Origin of the sequence: Bradyrhizobium sp. ORS 285, assembly GCF_900176205.1 — a bacterium.
Classification (GTDB): domain Bacteria; phylum Pseudomonadota; class Alphaproteobacteria; order Rhizobiales; family Xanthobacteraceae; genus Bradyrhizobium.
Window position 1 is genome coordinate 2000312 of the sequence record NZ_LT859959.1, and the last position, 24800, is coordinate 2025111.

Below are 24800 nucleotides of genomic sequence, written 5' to 3' on the forward strand. Positions count from 1 at the left end.
TCGGGCGGCGTCACCGGCCGAATCAGTTGCGTCTGTTGCATCGGCTCATCTGATCTGGAGACGATCCTTGGCTGGCAATGTCGGCTCGCGCGCGTTTCAGAACGCCCGACTCGAGAAGAAGAATCGCAAGCAGGCTGAGCCATTGCTGGCGGCTGCGACCGCCGCGTATCACGCGCGGCGGCCGGCGGAGGTGCGCTCGCTGTGTGCCCAGGTTCTGGCGCTGCTGCCGGATCACGCCGGTGCGTTGCGGCTGCTCGGCATGGCCGCGCTCGATTCCGGCGCGTTGAGCGACGCCGCGGCGGCCCTGGCGCGCGCGGTGGAGATCGATCCGCGCGATGTCGATGCGCACGCCAATCTCGGCATCGTGCTGTCCAATCTGGGACGCCATGCCGAGGCGCGACGGCACCAGGAGCGCGCTGTGGCGCTGGTGCCGAATTTCGCTGCCGGCTGGAATAGCCTCGGCAGCACGTTGCTGCGCCTGCAGGAGGCGGAACCGGCGATCGCCGCCTATGAGCGCGCGGTGACGCTGAAGCCGGACTACGCGGACGCGCATTGCAACCGCGGCATGGCGCTGTTGCTCGTCGACCGCAGCGCCGAGGCGCTGCAGAGCTTCGATCGCGCGTTGGCGCTCAATCCACGTCATATCCAGGCGCTGCATGGCAAGGGTCTCGTCGGCCTCAAGCTCCGCCATTTTGACGAGGCGCTCGCGGCGTTGAATGCGGCGCTCGCGATCAGGCCGGATGCGGCAAGCGTCCTTGCCGAGCGCGGCCAGGTGCATCTGCAGGCCGGCCGGTTCGACCAGGCCAAGGCGGATTTCGACGCGGCGCTGGCGCGTGAGCCAAACCTCGAATCCGCGCTGCTCGGCCGAGCCCATCTCGGCGTGCACCAGAACGACGTGGCACCGGCCATGGCGGCCTGCCGCAAGGTGCTCGAGCAGAACCCTTCCTCCGAGGCGGCCTGGACCTGGCTCGGCGGCTGCTATGCGAAGCAGGGGGACATCGAGGCGGCGCTGCAGCACTTCGACCATGCCCTCGCGCTCAAGCCCGATTACCGGGATGCGATCGCTGCGAAGATATTTGCTCTCGACTTCCTGCCAGACGCCGACTTCGCGAGGCAGCAGGCAGTCCGCCGAGAATGGTGGGAGCGGATCGGGAGGCAGCTTCCACGCGCGGCGCTGGCGTCGCGCAACAGGGATCCTGAGCGGCGGCTGGTCATCGGCTATGTCTCGGCGGATTTCCGCAATCACTCGGCGGCCTTCACCGTGCTGCCGGTGTTGCGCCATCATGATCACGCTCAGTTCGAGGTGATCTGCTATTCCTGCTCGGCGCGCCAGGACGAGGTCACGGCGCGCTGCCGCGCCGCCGCCGATGGCTGGGTCGATGCCTGGCAGATGTCCGACGACGATCTGGCCGCTCGCATCCAGGCAGACGGCGTCGACATCCTGGTCGATCTCTCCGGCCATTCCTCCGGCAACCGGCTCACTTTGTTCGCCCGCAAGCCCGCGCCGATCCAGGTCACGGCCTGGGGCCACGGCACCGGGACCGGCCTGCCGACGATCGACTACTTCTTCGCCGATCCGGTGACCGTGCCGGCCGAGATGCGTCATCTGTTCGCCGAGCAGGTGTACGACTTGCCGGCGGTGATCACGACGGATCCGCTGCCGGTCATGCCGTCCACGGAGTTGCCGATGCTGCGCACCGGCTATGTCACCTTCGGTGTCTTCAACCGGATCGACAAGATCTCCGATGCGGCGCTGTCGGTGTGGGGGCGGCTGATGGCGCAGCTGCCGGAGGCTCGCACCGTCGTCAAGAATTCCGCGATCGATGACGCCTTCCTGCGTGATGGCCTCGTCGCGCGCTTCGTTGCCCACGGCATCGCGGCGGACCGCGTCATCTGCTTCGGCTCCACGACGCGCGAGCAGCACGTCGCGCAATTCGCGCATGTCGACATCTCGCTCGATCCGTTCCCGCAGAATGGCGGCGTCAGCACCTGGGAGTCGCTGCAGGCCGGCGTGCCCGTTCTGGCGAAGCTCGGCTGCAGCCCAGCCTCGCGCGCCGCGGCCGCGATCAATACCGCGCTCGGTCTTGACGACTGGGTGGCCGCGGACGACGACGGCTATGTCGCGATCGCCCTGAAGCATGTCGCGGAGCCGGCCAGGCTGGCCCAGCTCAGAGCCGAGTTGCCGGCGCGTGTTGCGGGCTCTGCCGCCGGCAATGTCGAGACCTACACACGCAAGGTCGAGGAAGCCTATCGGCTGTTCTGGCGGCGCTACTGCGCCAACCCGGGTTGAGTGCGTGCGGGGCTGCGAGTCATAGCCCCGAGTGGATGTCGTGCAAGATCTTGGTGGAGCCTCTCCGTGGCAAGCGATGTCGGGTCCCGCGCCTTTCAGAATGCGCGGTTGCAGAAGAAGCACCGCAAGCAGGCGGATGAGCTGATGCCGCGCGCCGTTGCCGCCTATCGCGCCGGCCGCGCGGCCGATGCACAGGCTGTCTGCGGTCAGATTCTGGCGCTGCTCCCGGAGCATTTCGATGCCTTGCATCTGCTCGGCGTGGTGGCGCTCGACAGCGGCCAACTCGAGCTCGCCGAGCAGGCCCTGACCAAGGCTGTCGAGATCGAGCCGCGTCACGCCGAAGCGCTGTCCAATCTCGGGCTCGCGCTGTTCAACCGCAAACGCTACGAGGAGGCGCGCAAGTGCCAGGAGCGCGCGGTTGCGCTGAAGCCCAATCTCGTCGTCGCGCTCACGGGGCTCGGCAACACGCTGATGCGCTTGGGCCTGCAGCAGGAGGCGATCGCGGCGCATGACCGGGCGATCGCGCTGAAGCCGGACTACGCCGACGCCTATTGCAACCGCGGCATGGCGCTGCTGACGCTCAATCGCAATGCCGAGGCCAATCACAGCTTCGATCGCGCATTGTCGCTCACCCCGCGTCACATGGAGGCGATGTTCGGCAAGGGCCTCGCCTGCATCAATCTGCGCCATTCCGACGACGCGCTCGCAGCCTTCGATGCTGCGCTCGCGATCAAGCCAAACGCTGCGCAGGTGCTGGCCCAGCGCGGCCGGCTGCATCAGCAGGCCGGACGTTTCGACAGAGCGATGCCCGATTTCCAGGCCGCGCTCGCGCTCGATCCGCGTCACGAGGCGGCGCTGCTCGGCTTCGCCCAGCTCAGCGCCATCAAGGACAACATCGCGCCGGCGATGGACGCCTGCCGCAAGGTGCTGGAGCAGAACCCGCATTCGGAGGTCGCCTGGACCTGGCTCGGCGAATGCTTCTGCAGACAGGGCGACCTGGCGACAGCCTTGCAGCATTTCGAGCGCGCGCTCGAGATCAAGCCGGATTTTGGTGATGCGGTCACTGCCAAGATCTTCCTGCTCGACTTCATGCCCGACACTGACTTTGCCCAGCATCAGGCTGTCCGGCGCGAATGGTGGAGCAGGATCGGCGCCCAGATCGCGCGGCGGCCGACGCCGCTGCGCGACCGCGATCCGGAGCGGCGGCTCACCATCGGCTATGTCTCGTCCGACTTCCGGATGCATTCGGCAGCGCTGGTGTTCCTGCCGGTGCTGCGCCATCACGATCACGGCGCGTTCAAGGTCGTCTGCTATTCCTGCTCGCCGCTGCAGGACGGGATGACGGCGCAGTGCCGTGCCGCTGCCGACGTCTGGGTCGACGCCTGGCAGATGTCCGACGAGGAGCTCGCCGATCGTATCGAAGCCGATGAGGTCGATATCCTGGTCGATCTCTCCGGCCATTCTGCCGGCAACCGCCTGCCGGTGTTCGCCCGCAAGCCGGCGCCGATTCAGGTCACGGCCTGGGGCAGCGGCACCGGCACCGGCGTGCCGACGATGGACTACTTCTTCGCCGACCCCGTCACGGTGCCGGAGGCCGCGCGCCCGCTGTTTGCCGAGCAGGTCTACGATCTGCCGGCCGTGATCACCACCGATCCGCTGCAAGGATGGCAGCCGACGCCGCTGCCGATGCTGCGCAACGGCCACGTCACCTTCGGCGTCTTCAACCGCATCGACAAGATCTCCGAGCCCGCGCTCGCGCTGTGGGCGCGGCTGATGGCGGAGCTGCCGGACTCGCGGATCGTGATCAAGAACGGCGCGCTCGATGCGCCCCTGCTGCGCGACGGCCTCGTCGCCCGCCTCGTGGCTCACGGCATTGCCGAGGAGCGCATCAGCTGCCTTGGCCTGTCGACGCGCGATCAGCACATCGCCGAGTTCGCCGCGATCGACATGTCGCTCGACCCGTTCCCGCAGAATGGCGGCGTCAGCACCTGGGAGTCGCTGCAGGCCGGCGTGCCCGTGATCTGCAAGCCGGGGCACAGCGCAGCGGCGCGGGCAGCAGCAGCCATCAACACCGCGGTGGGGCTGCCGGATTGGGCCGCTGAGGACGACGACGGCTACATCGCCATCGCCCTGAAGTATGCGCGCCAACCGAACGAGTTGGCGAAGCTGCGAGCGGAGCTGCCGGCCATGGTCGCGAGCTCCGCCGCCGGCAATGTCGAGACCTACACGCGCAAGGTGGAGGAGGGCTATCGCCTGTTCTGGCGCCGCCATTGCGCCTCCGTTTGAGCTACAGGCGCGCGGCACCGACGATCCGTCCATCCGGTGCCTCGAGCAGCACGGCCGCATCCTCGCTCTCCGGCATCGGCTCGTTGAGCCGCAGCGCGGCGCCGCTCCAATCGCCGAGCGCGCGCACCGAGCGCACCACATTGAGCTCCTCCAGCGTGCGGCCGCCATTCTCGCCGCGACGGATCGCCGTCTCGTGCCGGCGGTCGAAGCCGACCAGAACGATTCGTCCGCGCCCTTCGCCGCTGCCGATCTCCACGTCGAGCTTGTCGCCATTGCGTGCGAGCTTGACGCTGGCCGCGGTGGAGCTCGTCCTGCGGACGCGATCGATCGCCGGTCCGATCTCGGCTCTGTTGGAGCCGACATGGCTGGTCAGGCCGTCGACCACGATCTCCGGCGTGTAGGAGCCGTCGCCGAAGCGGCTGCCATAGCGGGCCTGGCGGTCGGTCGCGGCGGACAGCGAGAACGGATCCTTCCAGCCGAGGCGGTCCCAGTAGGTCACATGAAAGGCGAGCGGCAGCACGTCGCGTCCCTGGCGTACTAATTCGTTCAGATAGGCATTCGCAGGCGGGCACGACGAGCAGCCCTGCGAGGTGAACAGCTCGATGACGACGGGCCGCTTGACCTCCGCCGCGGCCGAGGGCGACCAGGGCGCGAATGAGGCGAGCAGGATGGCGAAGTGAGCAACGTGGCGTAGCGAGGCGTGGCGTAAGGACATGGCGTTCTCCCGCGAGGTGGCATGACCTCCTTCGCAGGCCCGAGCCATCGCGTTACCGCCGCGCAGCCCCCACACGCAGGCGTGATGCGATCCCGCGCTCTGTCCACCGCCTGTCGCGATCGTTGAGCGGGCCGCGCGGCACACGCGAGGACGACCGCGCAGGCCCTTCAAAACGCTCCGTTTTTTCCCGGGCTCCGATGTAACTTTCTGAATCAAATCGTGTCCTGAAAAAGGTTTCCGCGTTCGCCTCGCTTGAAGTGACATGCTAGGAGAGCTTCGACCGGCTGATTTGCAGTTCGTTAACTGTTATGGCCATTCCGTGACTTTGATGGGGTCGAGCGACATGAGTTCCAAGGGGGCGGGCCACAAGGCCGAGCTGAGGCAGGCGCTGCGAGTCGGCGTGATCGGAGCCGGCGTGATGGGCAGCAACCATGCCCGCGTGCTCGCAGGCCTCCCCGATGTTCACCTCGTCGGCGTCGTCGATCCGCTGCCCGCGCATCGCAGCCGTGTCACCGAACTCGCGAACTGCCCGACTTTCGAGAGCCTCGATCAGCTCGCCGCCGAAGGCGTCGATGCGGTAACGATCGCGGCGCCGACCCATCTGCATCACGAGCTCGCGCTGGCCTGCATCGCCCGCAAGGTGCATCTGCTCGTCGAGAAGCCGATTGCCTCCACGGTGGAGGAGGGCAGGGAGATCGTCGCGGCCGCGCATCGCGCCGGCGTCACCCTGATGATCGGCCATGTCGAGCGCTTCAATCCGGCGGTCGCCGCGATCAAGAAGGCGATCGCCGGCGAGGACCTGCTGTCGATCGCCATCACCCGCGTCGGCCCGTTCCCGCCGCGCATGTCGAATGTCGGCGTCGTCATCGACCTCGCCGTGCACGACATCGACCTCATCCGCTGGTTCACCGAGTCTGACATCATCGAGGTGCAGCCGCAGCTGTCGAGCGCGGTGGCCGAGCGCGAGGACATCGCGCTGCTGCAATTCCGCACCGCCTCCGGCGTGCTCGCTCACATCAACACCAACTGGCTGACGCCGTTCAAAGCGCGCAACGTCACGGTGGCGACGCGCGGCAAGTACATCATGGGCGATCTGCTCACGCGCCAGGTCACCGAATGTTTCGGCTTCAAGCCGGACGGCAGCTACTCGATGCGGCATCTGCCCGTCGGCCATGATGAGCCGCTGCGCGCCGAGCTGATCGCCTTCCTGCACGCGGTGCGCTCCGGCACGTCGCCTGCCGTCACCGGCGACGAGGGCGTCGCGAGCCTGGCGATCGCCACGCAGTGCCTGGAGACCTCCAGCCATCGCCCGGCCGAGGCCGCCACCAAGCGCCGCGCCGCTGCCGGTTAGTCGCATCTCTGCTTCACCCATTTCCGCCTTTCGAAAAGTCGTCAGAGCTCATGAACCAGCATTTGCGTCATCAGCCCATTCCGTTCATCGACACCGCCGCGCAGCGCCAGCGGCTCGGCAAGTCGCTCGATGACGCGGTCGCCCGCGTGCTCGCGCACTGCCAGTTTCTCGGCGGCCCCGAGATCATCCAGCTCGAGAAGGAGCTCGCCGAGTTCTGCGGCGCCAAATATGCCGTGAGCTGCTCCAGCGGCACCGATGCGCTGCTGATGGTGCTGATGGCGCAGGGCATCGGCCCGGGCGATGCGGTGCTGTGCCCGTCCTTCACCTTCTGCGCGACCGGCGAGTCGGTGGCGCTGACCGGCGCCACGCCCGTGTTCGTCGACGTGCTGGAGGACACCTTCAACATCGACCCGGCCTCGCTCCGCCGCGGCATCGCCACCGCGAAGCGGCTCGGCCTGAAGCCGAAGGCGGTGATTCCGGTCGACCTGTTCGGCCAGGCCGCCGATCACGATGCGATCGCCGCGATCGCCGCGGACGAGGGCATGTTCGTGCTCGACGACGCAGCCCAAGGCTTTGGCGCCAGCTACAAGGGCCGCCGCATCGGCACCTTCGGGCTTGCGACCGCGACCAGCTTCTATCCCGCCAAGCCGCTCGGCTGCTTCGGCGACGGCGGCGCCATCCTGACCGACGACGCCGGCCTGCTTGAGCGCCTGCGCAGCGTGCGCGCCCATGGCGGCGGCAGCGATAAATACGACAACGTCCGCCTCGGCCTCACGGCGCGCCTCGACACCATCCAGGCCGCGATCCTGATCGAGAAGCTCCGGATCTTCGAGGACGAGATCCGCGCGCGCAACGAGGTGGCGGAGCGCTACACCGCGGCGCTGGCCGACGTGGTGAAGGTGCCGCGCCTCGTCGAGGGCTGCACCTCGGTGTGGGCGCAATACACCATCCGCCTGCCGCGCGGCGTCGACCGCGACACCTTCGCCGCCGCGCTGAAGGCGCAGGGCATCCCGACCGCGATCTACTATCCGAAGTCGATGCACCAGCAGACCGCCTACCGCATCTTCCCGAGCGCCGACGGCGGCCTGCCCGTCAGCGAGCAGCTCTCGTCGGATGTCATCAGCCTGCCGATGCACGCCTATCTGGATGAGGCGACGCAGGCCCGCATCATCGACGTCGTGCGCGGCGCGCTGGCCTGAGGCCTCGCGCAGTCTGTAGGGTGGGCAAAGGCGCGCCCGCCTGAATGCTTGTTGCGCCGATCCATCGCGCGCCGTGCCCACCATTGCCACCGCCGACGCGGATGCGCGGTGGGCACGCAACCGCCCTGCGGGCGGCCGCTTTGCCCACCCTACGGCCTATCAACAAACACCACCGTCGTCCCGGCGAACGCCATACCCCCAGGGAACGGTTTTGGCCCCGCTGGTCATTGGCCCTTTGCCCAACACATCAGCCGCAGCGTATGGATCCCGGATCGGCGCCACGCCGCGCTTCGCGCGCCGTGGCTCGTCCGGGACGACAGCTGTCGGTGAGGTGCGACCGCCTTTCAAGCTGACCACAGCGTTGGGTTGGTTACGGCAGCGTAGGGTGGGCAAAGGCGCGCCCGCCTGAATGCTTGTTGCGCCGATCCATCGCGCGCCGTGCCCACCATTGTCACCGCCGACGCGGATGCGCGGTGGGCACGCGACCGCCCTGCGGGCGGCCGCTTTGCCCACCCTACGGCCGAGCGGGGCGCATTCCGATTTACATCTCAAACAGCGATCGACACAGGGGCGCGATCTCGCGGCACATCATGCCCGAGGCCTGCGATCAGTTCACCCTCGCAAATAGTGCAGAGGGCGCAGGGAATGCGGGGTGAAGGCCTCACCCATGGCCCGCCTGCTGAAAAAATGCAGGCGGCAGGTACCACAGGTTCAGCCGACATTCCGGCATTCCCTGCGCGATGGGCTTCCGGCTGCTTCGCGATCTCCCCGGTGCACCGGCTATTTGGCCACCGTATCGCGACAACGTGCTTCGCACGCCATCGCGGACCTCAGCGTCGGGAGGCCAGGACCACGCGACTTGACCGTCCGTGAGCGCTCGTTCGTCCGCACGCCACGAGGACATGCTGCGAGCTCCCACGGCCATCGCATCCCCGCCTCGCGTGTCGTGACGATCGCGCGCAACGCCCCTTCTGCTTGAGGCGGGATGCGGCGAGATAATCATGATTTCCGAAAAATAGCAAGTAGATTATTTTTATCGGAATCTGACGACAGCGCGCTCAGGGCGCGTCCCGCGGCTTGGACCCACCCGAAGGAGGGGCATGGCGTAGGGCGGATTAGCGGAGCGTAATCCGCCATGGTGGCCTTGTTGTACGCGCCAGATGCGTGGGGCGCCACGTCCGCGTACTTTCGTGACGATCTGAACGAAGGCGCGAGGACGACCGAAAGGGTTGTATCAGGCGCGGCGGATTACGCTGCGCTAGTCCGCCCCACGGCTGCCCCAGGACCGCGTGATGATCGTAGCGGGCAGGCGGCCCGTTCCGCGCGCCCCATGGGCTGCACGGCGTATGGATCCCGGATCTGCGCCCGCCGCCGCTTCGCGCCGGCAGGCTTGTCCGGGATGACAGCGGAGTATGCGACATGCATCGCGCTTGCCATTCTGGCAGTAACAGCGCGGCGGATAGCGTTGCTCTCATCGGCTCTCCCGCTCGGGAGAATGAGGAAAGAGTTGCGCGTATCAGCTGCCGATCCATAGTGTCGAAGAACGATCGACCACAGGTGCTCATGAACGTATTCCGATGTCACGTCCCTCTCGTCACGCTCGCGCTTCTTGTCCTCGCCGCGACGCCCGTTCGCGCGGTGACCACGCCCGTGCAATGCACGCTCGTTGTCGATGGGACCTCCTATATCGATGGTGTCTGCGAATTTACGCGTGACAACCGCGAGGGTTCGTTCTCGATCTACGGCGACCAATATTGGGCGACGGTCGATGTCGGACGCGACGGCGGCGAGGCGTTCTGGAATGAAGCCGCCGGCGCGACCCATGCCCAGAGCCGGCTTGGCGAGGTCCGCCGGTCGGGCGGCTGCTGGCAGAATGCCCGCGCCCGCATCTGCGCGGTCGCGCTCCCGACGGCTCGTCGGGAGCAACTGCTCGCGCTCCGTCCCAAGGGGAGCAAGATCTCGCCTGAAAATGCAGACGACTGGTGTATCTCGACTCCGGACGCCCGGTTCGAACGTGGCGCCACCTTGGCGATGGACCGGTGCGATCATTTCTGGGGTATCCGCCAGCGTGTCTTCCGCCTGCAGGGCGATGCGCTCGCCCTGGATGCACGGCCGGACCTGTGCATCGACGCGCGTACCGCGGCCGGCACGCAGCAACCGACGCTCGTGATCGACGCCTGCGCTGATGTCCGCGTCCGCTGGGTCTACGATCGGACCGAGATGACCATCCGGTCGAACGATCTGTGTTGGAGTGTCCTCTGGCCCGACAACCGGACTTCAGCGGTCGTTCAGCCTGTTCCCTTGACCGCGGTCCGCTGCCAAAGGCATCCGGAGACCAGCCGATTCAACATCGAGTAGGCGGAGCGCGAGGGCAAGCGGCGCATGGGCGATCGCCGCGCCGCGATAGCGTCTTCGATGCGATCCGACCTCTTCCCGCGAGCGGCGTGAGGCGACGGCAGCCTCGGCCACAACTTTGGCTTTGAGAAGGCGTCGTTTCCGTTCCCCGCTTCAAACTCCCGCGCCAATCCTCTACAAGCCCCCCATGCTCGGACGTATCTTCACCGTCGGCGGCTATACGCTGCTGTCGCGCCTCACTGGTTTTGCCCGTGACATCATGCTGGCGGCCATCCTTGGCGCTGGGCCGATTGCCGACGCGTTCTTCATTGCGTTTCGGCTGCCGAACCATTTCCGGGCGATCTTTGCCGAGGGGGCGTTCAACGCCGCCTTTGTTCCGGCCTATGCGCATGTGCATGGCGAGAAGGGGCCGGCGTCGGCGAGCCTGTTTGCGGACCGGATCTTCACGCTGCTGCTGGCCTCGCAGGTGGTGCTGCTGATTCTCGCCTGGGTGTTCATGCCGCAGGCGATGACGATCCTGGCGCCGGGATTCACCGACGATCCCGCGCAGCGCGACATGGCGATCACGCTGACGCGGATCACCTTTCCCTATCTGCTGCTGATCACCCTGGTGACGCTGTATGGCGGCATGCTCAATGTGATGCAGCGCTTTGCCAGCGCCGCGGCCGCCTCGATCTTCCTCAATCTCGCGATGATGGTGACGCTGGCGCTGGCGGCGTTCTTTCCGAACGCCGGCCATGCCGCGGCCTGGGGCGTGCTGATCTCCGGCTTCCTGCAATATGTCCTGCTCGCAGGCGATCTCGCCCGCCACGGCGGGCTGCCGCGGTTTGCGCCGCTCAAGCTCGACGACGACATCCGCGCCTTCTTCAAGGCGCTGGGGCCGGCGACTCTGGGATCGATGGGCACGCAAGTCGCGATGTTCGCCGACACCATCATCGCGACGTTCCTGCCCGCCGGCGCGATCTCGGCGCTGTATTATGCCGACCGTCTCAACCAGCTGCCGATCGGCGTGATCGGCATCGCCATCGGCACCGTGCTGTTGCCGGAAATGTCGCGGCGGCTGACGGCGGGTGATCACCAGGGCGCCATGGAGCAGCAGCGCCGCGCCTTCGAGTTCACGCTTTTGTTCTCGGTGCCGTTCGTCGCCGCCTTCCTCGCGGTGCCTGATGTGATCACGCGCGCGATGTTCGCGCGCGGCGCCTTCACCAAAGGCGATGCAGCGGCGGCCGGCGCGACGCTCGCGGCCTATGCCGTGGGCCTCATTCCCTTCGTGATGATCCGCAGCGCGGTGTCGACGTTCTATGCGCGCAAGGATACGGCGACGCCCGTGAAGGCCTCGCTCACAGGGTTGACGGCGAATGTCATTCTGAAGGTGCTGTTGATGGGCTCGCTGGCGCAGGTTGGCCTAGCGCTGGCCACCGCCGTCGGCGCCTGGATCAATCTGCTGCTTGTGCTCGGCTTCGCCGTGCACAAGCGCTACCTCGTCGTCGATCGCCGTCTCACATTGTCATTGTTGAAGTTCGCTGCGACCGGCGTGCTGCTCGCCGTGGTACTCCGGTTCACGGTTGTCCTGGCTTTGCCGCATTTGGCCGCGCTCGGCCGCCTGCAGGACGAGGCCATGCTGGGCCTGCTGATCATGATCGGCGCGGTGATCTATGCCGCCGCCATTCTCGGGCTGTTCGGCCTGCGCTGGCTCAAGGCGCTCGTGCGCCGCTGAGGCAGGCGCGTGGCATGACATACAACTGCGCGCGAACTGATGAGATCCTACGCGCGTATCTGTTATGCCTTGCGCCACTGCGGCGCGGCGAATATTGTCGCGCGCGGGGAGATCATTCGTGACGCAACGGCGGCAAACTGCAAACTGGGCGAGGAGGGCGGTCGGCATTCTCGCCGCCTATCTGATCGCGTTGCAGATGGTGCTCGCCGGTGCGATGTCGGCGCAGATGGCGGCCGCAGCCGCCAACGATCTCGGCGTGATCTGCACCGATGCTGACGGCAACGTCCACGGCACCGGCGCGCCGGACTCCGCCGTTCTACACAAGGACTTCTGCGCGGTCTGCGCCTTCGCCGCCCATGCCGCGCCGGTGCCGACACCTGTCGTCGCGATGCTGGTGCGCAGCGCCAGCGAATTGCGGCTTGCCAGCTTCGCCGCCTGGGCTGCGCGCGATTCCCGCCTCCGTGAACCCCGCCTGTCGCAAGGACCTCCCGCGAACGCCTGATCGCAATTTGTCGTCAGGTTTCGTTCGTCCAGAGGTTCATCATGTCCCGTTCCGTAACCGCGCTTTGCGCGGCAACGTGCCTTGTCACGTTGTCATCTCCCTGTTTCTCGCAAGCCCGTGAGCCAAGCAATCTGCCGACGGTCACCGTCGACCCGGCCAGGCCCTCGGCGTCGCGCCCGGCGCGGCCCGCCAACAATGATCAGCCCGCGCGGCGGGCGCGCGCGCCCCGATCCGCAGCCGCCCCGCAGACGGCCACGGCGGCTCCCGCCGGTCCCGCGCCGAGCCGGACCGCCCCGAATACGCAAACGGCGACCCAGCGCATTCAGCAGATCGCGGGCGCCGTCGCCGTCGTGCCGGATACCGCGTTCAAGAACGGCTCGGCGCAGACCATCAAGGATGTGCTCGACTACGTGCCCGGCGTGTTCGCCCAGCCGAAATGGGGCGACGACACCAGGCTGTCGATTCGCGGCTCCGGTCTGTCGCGCAACTTCCATCTGCGCGGCACGCAGCTCACTCTCGACGGCATTCCGATCAACACCGCCGACGGCTATGGCGATTTCCAGGAGATCGACCCGACGGCCTATCGCTATGTCGAGGTCTACAAGGGCGCCAATGCGCTGCGCTATGGCGCCAACTCGCTCGGCGGCGCCGTCAACTTCGTCACGCCGACCGGCCGCGACGCCTCGGCGTTCGAGAGCCGGCTGGATGGCGGCGCGTTCGGTTTCCTGCGTGGCCAGGCCTCGACCGGCGGCGTCACTGGTGCGGCCGACTATTTCGTGACCGGCTCGGCATCGCGGGTCGACGGCTATCGCGACCACAGCTGGGGACAGTCCGAGCGCGGCAGCGCCAATCTCGGCTACCAGGTGTCGCCCGATTTCGAGACCCGCTTCTATCTCAACGCCAACACGGTGCGGCAGCGCATTCCTGGCGAGGTCAGCAAGACGAGCGCGCTCAATTCGCCGGAGACGGCGGCAGCCAACAATGTGTTGAACGACTGGCAGCGCAACATCGATACGGTGCGCGTCGCCAACAAGTCGACCCTCCATCTCGACAACATCGATATCGAGTTCGGCGTGTTCGCGGTCGACCGGCACCTGATGCACCCGATCTTCCAATGGCTCGACTACCGCTATCACGACTATGGCGGCTTCGTGCGCGCCGTCGACGATCGCGAGATCGGCGACCATCGCAACCGCTTCACCGTCGGGCTCAACATCCAGAACGGCACGATCGATGCCGACCAGTTCGTCAATATCGGCGTCAACAAGGGGGCGCAGACGTTCGCGGCCGTGCAGCGTCCCGAGAACTACACGCTCTACGCAGAGAACGCATGGTACGTGACCCCGGCGGTCTCGCTGATTGCGGGGGCGCAATATCTGCACGCCGTTCGCGAGCAGCGTGTCGACCTCACGACCGATCCGACGAAGAAGTCCGGCTCCAGCGTCTTCGATCTGTTCAGCCCCAAGCTCGGTCTGCTCTGGGACGTCGATCCGGGCTGGCAGGTGTTCGCCAACATCTCGCGCAGCGGCGAGGCGCCCAGCTTCGGCGAAGGCAACGGCGCGGTGATTCCGTTCTACGACATCAAGGCGCAGACCGCGACGACCTACGAGATCGGCACGCGCGGTCGGCGGCCTGACGTCACCTGGGATTTCGCGCTCTACCACGCCGATATCCGCAACGAGCTGCAGTGCTTCTATTCGTCGTTCGGCAATTGCAACGTTACCAATGCCGACAAGACGATGCATCAGGGCGTCGAGGCGGGCCTCGGCCTCAGCCTGCTGAAGGGGCTCGCGGTGAAGAGCGATGCGCCCGACCGCGTCTGGCTCAATCTCGCCTACACCTATAACGACTTCCGCTACGATAACGATGCGACCTGGGGCAACAACCGCCTGCCGGGCGCGCCGCCGCACTTCCTGCGCGCGGAGCTGCTGTACAAGCATCCGGCGGGCTTCGCCGTCGGGCCGAACGTCGAGTGGGTGCCGCAATCCTATTTCGTCGACAGCGCCAACACGCTCAGCACGGAGTCCTATCTGCTGTGGGGCCTGAAGGCGACCTATGACGACGGCAAGAATTTCTCGGCGTATCTGGAAGGCCGCAACCTCGCCAACAAGGCCTACATCGCGACCACCAGCATCATCGATCGGGCAACGCCGACCTCGACCCTGTTCAATCCCGGCAACGGCCGCGGCGTCTATGCCGGCCTTCGTTACAAGCTGTGAGGAGCTGCATCATGCGCGATCACAAATTCATTCGCAAAGGACTGATGTCGTGAAATCGATCCTGTTTGGCCTCGCTGCTCTCTCCGCCGCGCTCGGCAGCGTTCCGGCGCAGGCGCATGTCGTTCTCGACAAAGCGGACGCTCGCATCGGTAAGACCTTCAAGTCCGTGCTCGCCGTGCCGCATGGCTGCGAGGGCGCGGCCACCGTGCGCCTGACCGTGCAGATTCCCGAAGGCTTGATCGCGGTCAAGCCGATGCCGAAGCCGGGCTGGACCATCGACGTCAAGAAGGGCGCTTACGCGCGGGCCTATCATTTCTTTCACGGCGCGCAGCTCAGCGACGGCGTCAAGGAGATCAGCTGGAGCGGCCGGCTGGAAGATGGGTTCTACGACGAGTTCACCTTCACGGGATTCGTCGCCGACACGTTCAAGGCCGGCGATGTGCTTCCCATTCCCGTGGTCCAGGACTGCGAGACAGGCACGGCGAAATGGGTTGAGCTCGCCGCGCCCGGCCAGGATCCGCATGCGCTGAAATATCCGGCGCCGCTGTTGCGGCTCACGTCCGCCGAGCCGCCGCCGCGCGGTGTCGCAAAGGGCGACATCACGGTGTCCTCGGGCTGGAGCCGCGCCACGCCCGGTGGCGCCAAGATCGGCGCGGGCTATGTCACGCTCACCAATACGGGCCGTGAGCCGGACCGGCTGGTCTCCGTCAGCGCTGATATCGCCGAGAGCGTCGAAATCCATGAGATGTCGACGCGCGACGGCGTCATGGTGATGCGGCCGATCGAAGAGGGGCTAGCGCTGCCGCCGGGACAGACGGTCACGCTGACATCCGGTGGCATGCATCTGATGCTCACCGGCCTCAAGGCGCCGCTGGTCGAGGGCAAGTCGGTCGCGGTGACGTTGCAGTTCGAGCGCGCCGGCAAGATGGCCGTGCTGCTCGACGTGCTCGGCGTCGGCGCCCAGGGACCCGGGCAACAGGACGGCGCCAAGGCGGAGCATGCGCATCATTGATGGCGGCGAGGGCGGTCCCGGCGTCCAATGTGGGCTCCGGGGCTGCCCGATTGCGGCGCAACATCATTGAGCCGCACTGTCTGTCCGCGCGTTGACCCGACGAGAGTTGACCGGTCGCGTTCCCCTGCGGCGGAGTTGCCGTTTGCGCGAGGCCTCGTTCCGCTGCAATATGGCGCCCAACATCGCCAAAACGAAGTGGGACGTGAAACCAGATGGCAGCTCCAATCAAGTTCGGTATGGGACAAAGCGTTCTCCGCAAAGAGGATGACGCGCTGATTCGCGGCAAAGGCCGCTATACCGACGATCTCGCGCCATCGGCCGCCCTGCATGCCCTCGTGCTGCGCTCGCCGCAGGCCCATGCCAAGTTCACCATCGACGTCGCCGACGCGCGGCTGCTGCCGGGCGTGGCGCTGATTCTCACGGCCGAGGACACCGCGGAACTCGGCGGCCTGCCGTGCCTGTTCAATCTCGAGACCGATCCGTTCACCGCGCCGCCTTACCCGATCCTGGCCAAGGACGAGGTGCGCCACGTCGGCGACGCGGTCGCTTTCGTCGTGGCCGACACGCTCGATCATGCGCGCGATGCGCTCGAGGCGATCAAGGTGGAGTGGACGACGCTTCCGGCCGTCACCGGCGTCGTCAATGCGATCAAACCGGGCGCGCCGCAGGTGTGGGCCGATCACAAGAACAACGTGCTGTTCGACGTCTCGATCGGCGACAAGTCGGCGACCGAGGCGGCGTTTGCGAAGGCGCATGCGGTCGCCGAGATCCGTATCGTCAATCCGCGCGTCGTCGCGAGCTTCATGGAGACGCGCGCCGCGGTCTGCGAATACGACACCAAGCGCGATCATCTGACGCTCACGGCGGGCAGCCAGGGCAGCCACCGCCTGCGCGACATCCTGTGCCAGAACGTGCTGAAGATCCCGACCGAGAAGATGCGGGTGATCTGCCCGGATGTCGGCGGCGGCTTCGGCACCAAGCTGTTTCCGTACCGGGAATACGCGCTGGTCGCGGTCGCTGCGCAGCGGCTGCGCAAGTCGGTGCGCTGGGCGGCCGATCGCTCCGAGCATTTCATGGGCGACGCGCAGGGCCGCGACAACGTCACCACAGCGCGGATGGCGCTGGCGGAGGACGGCAAGTTCCTCGCGATGGACGTCGATCTGATGGGCGACATGGGGGCCTATCTCTCGACCTTTGCGCCCTATATCCCTCATGGCGGGGCCGGCATGCTGCCGGGCCTCTACGACATCCAGGCCTTCCACTGCCGGGTGCGCACGATTTTCACCCATACCGTGCCGGTCGATGCCTATCGCGGCGCCGGCCGTCCTGAGGCGGCCTATGTGGTCGAGCGTCTGGTCGACGCCTGCGCGCGCAAGCTCGAGATGTCGGTCGATGCCATCAGGCGCAAGAACTTCATCCCGCCGCGTGCGCTGCCCTACAAGACCGCGACCGGCAAGGTCTATGACTCCGGCGACTTCAACGCGCATCTGAAGCGCGCGATGGAGATCGCGGAGTGGAAGGATTTTTCGAAGCGCGCCAAGGCCGCCAAGAAGAATGGCCTCGTCCGCGGCATTGGCCTTGCGAGCTATGTCGAGGTCTGCGGCACGATGGGCGAGGAGACCGCCCATGTGAAGCTCGATCCCAACGGCGACGTGACGATCCTGATCGGCACGCAGTCGAGCGGGCAGGGCCACCAGACCGCTTATGCGCAGATCGTCGCCGAGCAGTTCGGCCTGCCGCCGGAGCGCGTCCATATCCACCAGGGCGACACTGCGCAGGTGCCCACGGGTCTCGGCACCGGCGGCTCGGCCTCGATCCCGTCGGGCGGCGTCAGCGTGCAGCGTGCGACGCATGAGCTCGGCGACAAGCTCAAGCAGATCGCGGCCGAAGCGCTCGAGGCAGGCCTCGGAGATCTCGAGATCGCCGACGGCGTGATCCGCGTCGCTGGTACCGACCGGTCGATCTCCTTCGCCGATCTCGCCAAGCGTCCGGGCGTCGATCCCGCCAAGCTCAGCGGCAGCGCCACCTTCGCCAGCGCCGACGGCACCTATCCGAACGGCACGCATGTCGCGGAGATCGAGCTCGATCCGGCCACCGGCATCATCAGGATCGTCAACTACGTGATCGTCGACGATTTCGGCGTGACGCTGAATCCGCTGCTGCTCGCGGGCCAGGTGCACGGCGGTGCGGTGCAGGGCATCGGCCAGGCGCTGATGGAGCAGGTGGTCTACAGCAACTCCGATGCGCAGCTCGTCACCGGCAGCTACATGGACTACGCGCTGCCGCGCGCGGCGGATGCGCCGACCTTCACCTTCGAGACGCACAACGTGCCGTGCAAGACCAATCCGATGGGCGTGAAGGGCGCGGGCGAGGCGGGCGCGATCGGCTCGTGTCCGGCGGTGGTCAACGCCATCGTCGAGGCCCTCTGGCGCGAGTACAAGATCGACCACATCGACATGCCGGCGACGCCTGAGCGCGTCTGGATCGCGATCCGGGAGCAGCACCGCCGTCACAGTCTCTGAGTACGGTATCCCTGAACACCCTCCGATATCCGCCTCAATTCCGGAATAACCCGCCGGGACAGGGGTTGACCAACCAGGCGCGACCCGTCCAGGTGGGCTGGACGGGATTGTGACAACAAAGGAGCGAATTGATGAAGCGGACTGTCGTGGTAGCAGCAGCGTTGCTGCTAGGGGCCGGCGCCGTGATGGCACAGGAGAACCTGGTCAAGCAGAGCCAGGACATCATGAAGGCGAACGCCAAGAACCTCGGCGGTGTCCTGATCGCCATGGTCAAGGGCGAGAAGCCGTATGACCAGGCCGCCGTCAATGCCGCTCTGGCACAGCTCGACGAGACCGCCAAGAAGCTGCCGACGATGTATCCGGCGAGCATGAAGGGCGCGAAGTTCGAGGGCGACTACAGCGCCTCGCCGAAGATCTGGGAAGACCAGGCCGGCTTCAAGGCCAAGATCGACAGCTTCGCCAAGGTCGTCACCGAGGCCAAGGCCAAGATCAAGGACCTCGACAGCCTGAAGGCGACCGCGCCCGGGATCGGCAAGGAATGCGGCGGCTGCCACGAGACCTTCCGTCTCAAGAACAGCTGATCTGACGCAAGTTTGAAGGGGGCGGACGCGGGCTGCGCGTTCGCCCCCTCTTTGTTTGTCCAGCGTCGACATCCTATTCTCGCGGGCGCATCTCGATCGCAATCCCTCCCGCAGTCACGGAGCCACCATGCACCGACGCTTCCTGCTTGCTTTGTGTGTGCTCGGCGTCGCCGGTCTCGCGGTATTCTGGTGGCTGACCCGGCCATCGACGATCGCGCTCGCAGCGGCGACGCGCGCGCCCGATCTCGCCAATGGCCAGGAGATGTTCAACATCGGCGGCTGCTCGTCCTGCCATGCTGTGCCGAACCAGCAGGATCGTCTGAAGCTTGGCGGCGGCCTGCCGTTGGAGTCGCCGTTCGGGACGTTCTATGCGCCCAACATCTCACCTGATCCGAACGATGGTATCGGGCGCTGGAGCGAGGCTGAGTTCGTCAACGCCGTTGTGCGCGGCGTGTCGCCCGGCGGCAGTCACTACTATCCGGCGTTTCCCTATACCTCCTACGCCGCGGCAAAGGTCGACGACGTGAAGGATCTGTTCGCCTACATGAAGACGCTGCCGCCGGTGAGCGGCGCGTCGCGCCCGCATGATCTGCCATTCCCGTTCAACATCCGCCGCACCGTCGGGGTCTGGAAGCTGCTGTTCTTCGACGACAGGCCGTTCGTCGCGGATGCCTCGCGCTCCGCGGAGTGGAATCGCGGCGCTTATCTGGTGAACACCTTCGGCCATTGCGCGGAGTGCCACAGCCCGCGCAACCCGCTCGGCGGCATCAAGACGGCGCAGCGGCTCGCCGGTGGTCCTGATCCGGAAGGGCAGGGCTTCGTGCCGAACATCACCCAGAAGGGGCTCGCAGACTGGAGCGAGAGCGATATCAGCTATTTCCTGGAGACCGGGCAGCTGCCCGACGGCGACAGCGCCGGCGGCTCGATGGCGCGCGTGATCCGCAACACCTCGCAGCTGACGGCTGAGGATCGCAAGGCGATGGCCGCTTATCTGAAGTCGCTGCCGCCGGTCGAAGGCCCGCCGAAGCCGAAGAAATCCGCGAACTGAACCTGCGAGCTGAGCCGGCGCCCCGATGTCGGCTAGATCGGCTTGAAGCTGCCGTCGCTCTGGATCACCACCAGCGACACCGGCGGCGGGTTCTCCTTGCGCGCGCTGCCGAAGCTCACGACCAGCCCGCCGATATCGAACTGGCCGACCTCGTTGATAATGCGCAGCAGCTCGGCGCGGGTCGGGTTCGGCCCGGTCATCGCCAGCGCGCGCGCCACCAGGCGCCCGGTGATGTAGCCCTCGAGCCCGATGAAGTCGGGCGTCTGGCTCGGATCGAGCGCCTTCATCGCCGCCTGATAGTCTGCGACGACGCGGCGGTCGGTGTCCCATGGAAACGGCACCACCTCGGAGATGATGACGCCGCGCCCCTCCGCGCCGAGCTCCTTGGCCAGCGCATTGCCGCCGACGAAGGACACCGCCGAGAAGGTCGGGTTGAAGCCCGAGCGATGCGCCATCTTGATGAACTCGGCGCACGGGCCGTAGGTGCCGACCAGGATCACGGCTTCCGGCTCGGCGCGCCTGATGACCTTGAGCGCGGCACCGACCGCGCGGGTGTTGCGCTCGAACGTGCCTTCGGCGGCGAGCTCCAGGCCGCGGCGATCGAGATAGGTCTTCACGCCCGCAAGTACGTCGCGGCCGAACGCGTCGTCCTGATAGAAGATCGCGATCCGCGTGAGGCGCAGCTCCTCGGTGAGATGCTTGATCGTGGCTTCCGCCTCGGCCGCGTAGCTGGCGCGGATGTTGACGATGTTCTGGAATTCGGGAGCACGCAGGTATTCGGCGCCGGACACCGGGCCGATGAAGGGCACATCGTTCGAGGCCGCGATCGGCGCGGTCGCCATCGCGGTCGGCGTGCCGACGGCGCCGATCAGCGCGAACACCTTGTCCTCGTAGATCAGCTTGATCGTCTCCACGACGGAGCGGTCGGGATCGTAGCCGTCGTTGCGGCTCGCGAGCTTCAGTCGCCGGCCATAGACGCCGCCCTTGGCGTTGAGCTCGCTGAAGGCTGCGAGCAGGCCCTGCCGCGCCGCCTGGCCCAGCGCCGCCGACGGGCCTTCCAGCGCCGCCACCTGGCCGAACAGGATCGAGTCATTGGTCACGCCGAGTTCGTCGGCACGAGCGGACCCGTGTGGAAGCGTGACCGCCAACACGATGAGGAGGACGGATTTCCGAAAGCTTGAGAACCAGTTCATTGCGATCTTCGATGCACGGGTACGCCTGATGACAACTCATCCTACATGCGTTGAATGAAGACCTCGCTAAAGAGGTACCGCTCGCTTGATCGCGTTTTAGGCGGCCTGGAAAAGTCAGTCGTTAACCAAGCCTGGGTTTCTGGTACTCCACCACTGATCATCTTTGACCGTCTTTAACTTAGCCCGTTGACCATCAGGCCCACGCGTAGTGAGGGGCAGCCGTTTGGCGGGGGCCATATTGCAGGTTGAAGAGTACAGCGCACCGACGCTGCAGGAACAGGAAAGTGCTCGCATCGGTAGCGGGCGCGAGAGGCTGCGCGCGTCGCTATCGCGATACCGCCTCTATCGGCCTGCGATCATCGCCGCATGCGTCGGCGTCGTTCTGTCGATTGCCGGCACGGTGGCTGTCGGACGCTGGGAAAACCGGCTGGCGCGTTCTGATTTCGAGGGACTTGCCGAAGCGCAGGCGATCCTGGTGCAGAACGGCGTCAACGAATATGTCAGCCGCCTGACCGCGCTGCGCACCCGTTTCGAATCCGCCAACGACGACATCACCCGCAGCGAATATCAGACCTTCAGCGCGCGTCTGTTCGAGGCGCACCGCGGCATGCTGCGTCTCGCCTGGCTGCCGCGCATCAAGCGCAAGGAGCGCGGCGAGTACGAGGCCGCCGCGATCACCGACGGCGTTCCCGCCTTCCGCATCAAGTCGTATCCCGACGGCACGGTCGCGCCCGAGAGCGACGAGTATTATCCGGTCTACTTCTCCACGGAGGCGAAGACCTCGCCGGTGTACGGCCTCGATTATTGGAGCATCCCCGATCATCGCGCCGTGCTCGAGCAGTCGCGCGACTATGATATGATCGGCGCGCTGCGCACGCGGCAGAACCTGATCAATCAGAACGAGCGCAACAACGCCGTGATGATCGGCATCCCCGTCTATGCCAAGGGGACGTCGCGCACCACGGTCGCCGATCGCCGTCGCAATCTCTCCGGCTTCATCGTCGGCGTGTTCGATCTGCCGATGCTGTTGCAGTCGGTGCGCGCCAACAATCCGAACAGCCCGGCGCTGCAGATCAACCTGCTGCCGCCCGAGCGCGTGATCAATGCGTCCGGCGTGGACCCGCAGCGCTGGCCGGCCGATCCCAACATCTGGTCGACCACCTTGCGCATCGGCGATGCCGACTGGGTGTTTCAGGCGGCGCCTGCCGGCGGACTGATGGCCAGTCACAACCGCGCCCTCGCGCTGTATGCGGCGGGCATGGCGACGACGATCTTTCTCGCTGTCTATCTCGCGCTGTCGAGCCGCAACGCACTGCAGCTGGCGCTCGCCAATCGCCGCGTGCTCGAGCTGGCGCAGACCGACGCGCTGACGGGGCTCGCGAACCGCGCCTTCTTCCTGGAGGAGATGGAGCGTATCAATGACGAGAAGAACGGGCGCTTCACCGTCTTCCTGCTCGATCTCGACCGCTTCAAGAACGTCAATGACTCGCTCGGCCACGGCGCCGGTGACGAGCTGCTGGTGCAGGTCGCGCAACGCCTGCGCTCGCAGCTGCGCGATGAGGACGTGCTGGCACGGCTCGGCGGCGACGAGTTCGCGCTGATCCAGGCCGGCTTCAACGACCAGCGCGCGGCCGCGATCGAGCTCGCGCAGCGCATCACCCGGCTGATCGCCGAGCCGTTCCAGATCGCCGGCCAGCGCGTCGAGATCGGCACCAGCATCGGCATCTCGCTGGCGCCGCAGCACGGCCGCGACCAGGAGCATCTGCTCAAGAAGGCCGACCTCGCGCTGTACCGCTCGAAATCCGCCGGCCGCAGCTGCTACACGATGTATGACGATGCGATGTCGGCCGAGCTGGAAGCGCGCAACACGCTGGAAGGCGATCTGCGCGACGCCATCGCGCAGTGCCAGTTCGAGGTGCACTACCAGCCGTTCTACGACGCGGACACCCGGCAGCGCCGCGGCGTCGAGGCGCTGGTGCGCTGGCGCCACCCGGTGAAGGGGCTGGTGCCGCCGGACAAGTTCATCCCCCTGGCGGAATCGACCGGCCTGATCGTGCCGCTCGGCGAGTGGATCATCGGCCGCGCCTGCGACGATGCGACGGCATGGCCTGATGATGTCAAGGTTGCGGTCAACCTGTCGCCGGTCCAGTTCAAGCAGGCGGAACTGTTCGATGTCATCCAGTCGGCGCTCGCAAGGTCCGGCCTCGATCCGAAGCGGCTGGAGATCGAGATCACCGAGTCGGTGCTGCTGGAGCGTGCGGCGGAGAACGAGAGCTTCATCGACCGGCTGAAGGGACTCGGCATTTCGCTGGCGCTCGACGATTTCGGCACCGGCTATTCGTCACTGCGCTCGCTGACGGCATTCCCGTTCAACAAGATCAAGATCGACAAGTCCTTCGTTGCTAATCTCAGCGTGCGTGACGAAAGCGCCGCGGTGATCTCGTCGGTCGTGACGCTGGCGCGCGGGCTCGGCATCCAGATCACCGCTGAGGGCGTCGAGACCGAAGAGCAGCTGTCGCAGCTGCGCGCGCTCGGCGTCAACTTCGCGCAGGGTTATCTGCTGGGACGGCCGATGCCGGTCGAACAGCTCGAGCAGCACCTCGACATTTCGCGCACGGCGTCCGTGCCTGATGAGGACGCGCAGCCGGAGGCTGAGGCGTCCGAGAGCGACGAACCGCGTCCGGGCGCGGTGGTTGCGCTCATTCCGCGGTCCGGGGCGCTGCTATCCCTCGCATCCAACGGCTGAGCGGCGAGGCCGGTTCGGCGTCGCCGTCCAACGGCATCTGCGGCAGGCCCAGCATCGCCGCCTCGCGCGCGGCGCTCGGCGTGATGCCGTAGGCGGTCTTGAACAGACGGGTGAAATGCGCGTCGGTGCCGAGCTGCCAGCGCCGCGCCACCTCGCTGATGCGCTGGGAGCGCGCCCCGCTGCCGGCGAGATCGAAGAATGCGCGGTGCAGGCGGCGGCTGCGGATGTACTCCGCGATGCCGCCGATCGGCGCGAACATCCGATAGAGCGACGCCCGCGACATCCCGAAATGCAGCGCCACGGCGTCGGCGCTGAGCTCGGGACTGGCCAATTGGGATTCGATATATTGCCGGATGCGCAGCAGCGAGGCATCGGCCGTGATGCTGCGATCGGCATCGCGCCGCTCGAGCTCGCCGCGCAGGCAGGCCGAGATCAGCGACACCGTGCCGTCGACCACGGCCTGGCACTCGTCGAAGCTCATGCGCGGCGCGCAATCGAGCAGTGCGCCGAAATGCCGCGCCAGCAGCGGCGCCATCGCGCCGCTGCGCGGCAGGACGAGCCCGTGCAGATCATCGACCTGCAGCAGGCGGGCGTCGAACATCGGGCGGGGAACGACCAGCGTGACGTTCTCGAATGCGCTCGCACGCGTCTCGAGTGTCTGCGCCAGATCCAGCACGCAGAGATCGCCGGCTTCGACCTTGATTGGCCGCTGGCCGGCGACGCCCTCATAGCCACCCCTCACATAGAGCTGGATGATGACGTGGTTGACGCCGCTGCGCGCGATCGTCTGGGGGGAGCGCCGGAAGCGCTGGCTGCTGGCGCGCGCGGAGCCGAGCAGGACGGAGCCGAGTGCGTAAGACAGGACGTCGGCCCTGAACGGTGACGCTTCGCCGGCCGCGAGCTCATCGACATCGAAGAACGTCGAGGTCGCCTCGCGCCAAGCCGCAATGTTGGTGTCGGTGTCCATCTGCTCGGCCGAGAAGCCATAGCTCGGCAGCAGGGACGCAATAGCTTTCATCTCACTCGTCACTGAAGTCACAGACTGTCTTGAGCTTTCGTCTCAA

16 protein-coding genes are annotated in these 24800 nt (G+C 66.5%); 13 read left to right on the forward strand and 3 right to left on the reverse strand.

From position 1 onward, the window contains the following. Positions 1-67: 67 nt before the first annotated feature. Complete coding sequence (locus tag BRAD285_RS09065; protein WP_006608932.1) at positions 68-2290, forward strand: glycosyltransferase family 41 protein; 2223 nt, start codon at positions 68-70, stop codon at positions 2288-2290. 66 nt (positions 2291-2356) lie between these two features. Continuing rightward, a complete protein-coding gene (locus BRAD285_RS09070) occupies positions 2357-4576 on the forward strand; it encodes a tetratricopeptide repeat protein (RefSeq protein ID WP_006608931.1) in 2220 nt (739 codons plus the stop codon). A gap of 1 nt (position 4577) precedes the next feature. On the opposite strand, the gene BRAD285_RS09075 is transcribed toward BRAD285_RS09070, so the two are convergent. Then, positions 4578-5291 carry a thioredoxin family protein gene (locus tag BRAD285_RS09075; protein ID WP_006608930.1) on the reverse strand — a complete coding sequence of 238 codons (714 nt, stop codon included), beginning with the start codon at positions 5289-5291 and terminating at the stop codon, positions 4578-4580. 343 nt (positions 5292-5634) lie between these two features. Between BRAD285_RS09075 and BRAD285_RS09080 the strand changes: the two genes are divergently transcribed. From BRAD285_RS09080 to BRAD285_RS09125, 10 genes are all read left to right on the forward strand, one after another. Beyond that, positions 5635-6642: a Gfo/Idh/MocA family protein gene (locus tag BRAD285_RS09080; protein WP_035644162.1), complete on the forward strand. Its 1008-nt coding sequence runs from the start codon at positions 5635-5637 to the stop codon at positions 6640-6642. A 50-nt stretch (positions 6643-6692) separates the two neighbouring features. Next, complete coding sequence (locus BRAD285_RS09085) at positions 6693-7841, forward strand: DegT/DnrJ/EryC1/StrS aminotransferase family protein (protein WP_006608928.1); 1149 nt, start codon at positions 6693-6695, stop codon at positions 7839-7841. A 1533-nt stretch (positions 7842-9374) separates the two neighbouring features. After that, complete coding sequence (locus BRAD285_RS09090) at positions 9375-10199, forward strand: hypothetical protein (RefSeq protein ID WP_139020659.1); 825 nt, start codon at positions 9375-9377, stop codon at positions 10197-10199. 184 nt (positions 10200-10383) lie between these two features. After that, a complete protein-coding gene (murJ, locus tag BRAD285_RS09095; protein ID WP_006613321.1) occupies positions 10384-11913 on the forward strand; it encodes a murein biosynthesis integral membrane protein MurJ in 1530 nt (509 codons plus the stop codon). Positions 11914-12031: 118 nt separating this feature from the next. After that, positions 12032-12415 (forward strand): DUF2946 family protein, encoded by a 384-nt coding sequence (locus BRAD285_RS09100; RefSeq protein WP_006613322.1) that lies wholly within the window; start codon positions 12032-12034, stop codon positions 12413-12415. A gap of 41 nt (positions 12416-12456) precedes the next feature. Further along, positions 12457-14634 carry a TonB-dependent receptor gene (locus tag BRAD285_RS09105; RefSeq protein WP_006613323.1) on the forward strand — a complete coding sequence of 726 codons (2178 nt, stop codon included), beginning with the start codon at positions 12457-12459 and terminating at the stop codon, positions 14632-14634. 49 nt (positions 14635-14683) lie between these two features. Then, the gene (locus tag BRAD285_RS09110) at positions 14684-15646 is read left to right on the forward strand and encodes a DUF1775 domain-containing protein (RefSeq protein ID WP_006613324.1); all 963 of its coding nucleotides are present in this window, start codon (positions 14684-14686) and stop codon (positions 15644-15646) included. Positions 15647-15858: 212 nt separating this feature from the next. After that, positions 15859-18168 carry a xanthine dehydrogenase family protein molybdopterin-binding subunit gene (locus BRAD285_RS09115; protein ID WP_006613325.1) on the forward strand — a complete coding sequence of 770 codons (2310 nt, stop codon included), beginning with the start codon at positions 15859-15861 and terminating at the stop codon, positions 18166-18168. 131 nt (positions 18169-18299) lie between these two features. Then, entirely contained in the window at positions 18300-18749 is a 450-nt protein-coding gene (locus BRAD285_RS09120) for a cytochrome c (protein WP_035647434.1), read from the forward strand. 127 nt (positions 18750-18876) lie between these two features. Beyond that, entirely contained in the window at positions 18877-19797 is a 921-nt protein-coding gene (locus BRAD285_RS09125) for a cytochrome c (RefSeq protein WP_006613327.1), read from the forward strand. Positions 19798-19829: 32 nt separating this feature from the next. Here the strand turns inward: BRAD285_RS09125 and BRAD285_RS09130 are convergent, their stop codons facing one another. Then, positions 19830-20990 (reverse strand): ABC transporter substrate-binding protein, encoded by a 1161-nt coding sequence (locus BRAD285_RS09130; protein ID WP_006613328.1) that lies wholly within the window; start codon positions 20988-20990, stop codon positions 19830-19832. Between the two features lie 238 nt (positions 20991-21228). Between BRAD285_RS09130 and BRAD285_RS09135 the strand changes: the two genes are divergently transcribed. Continuing rightward, the gene (locus BRAD285_RS09135; RefSeq protein WP_006613329.1) at positions 21229-23736 is read left to right on the forward strand and encodes an EAL domain-containing protein; all 2508 of its coding nucleotides are present in this window, start codon (positions 21229-21231) and stop codon (positions 23734-23736) included. Here BRAD285_RS09135 and BRAD285_RS09140 read toward each other — a convergent pair. Then, a complete protein-coding gene (locus tag BRAD285_RS09140) occupies positions 23690-24754 on the reverse strand; it encodes a helix-turn-helix domain-containing protein (RefSeq protein WP_006613330.1) in 1065 nt (354 codons plus the stop codon). The two genes, BRAD285_RS09135 and BRAD285_RS09140, sit on opposite strands and share 47 nt — an antisense overlap. Positions 24755-24800: the final 46 nt, after the last annotated feature.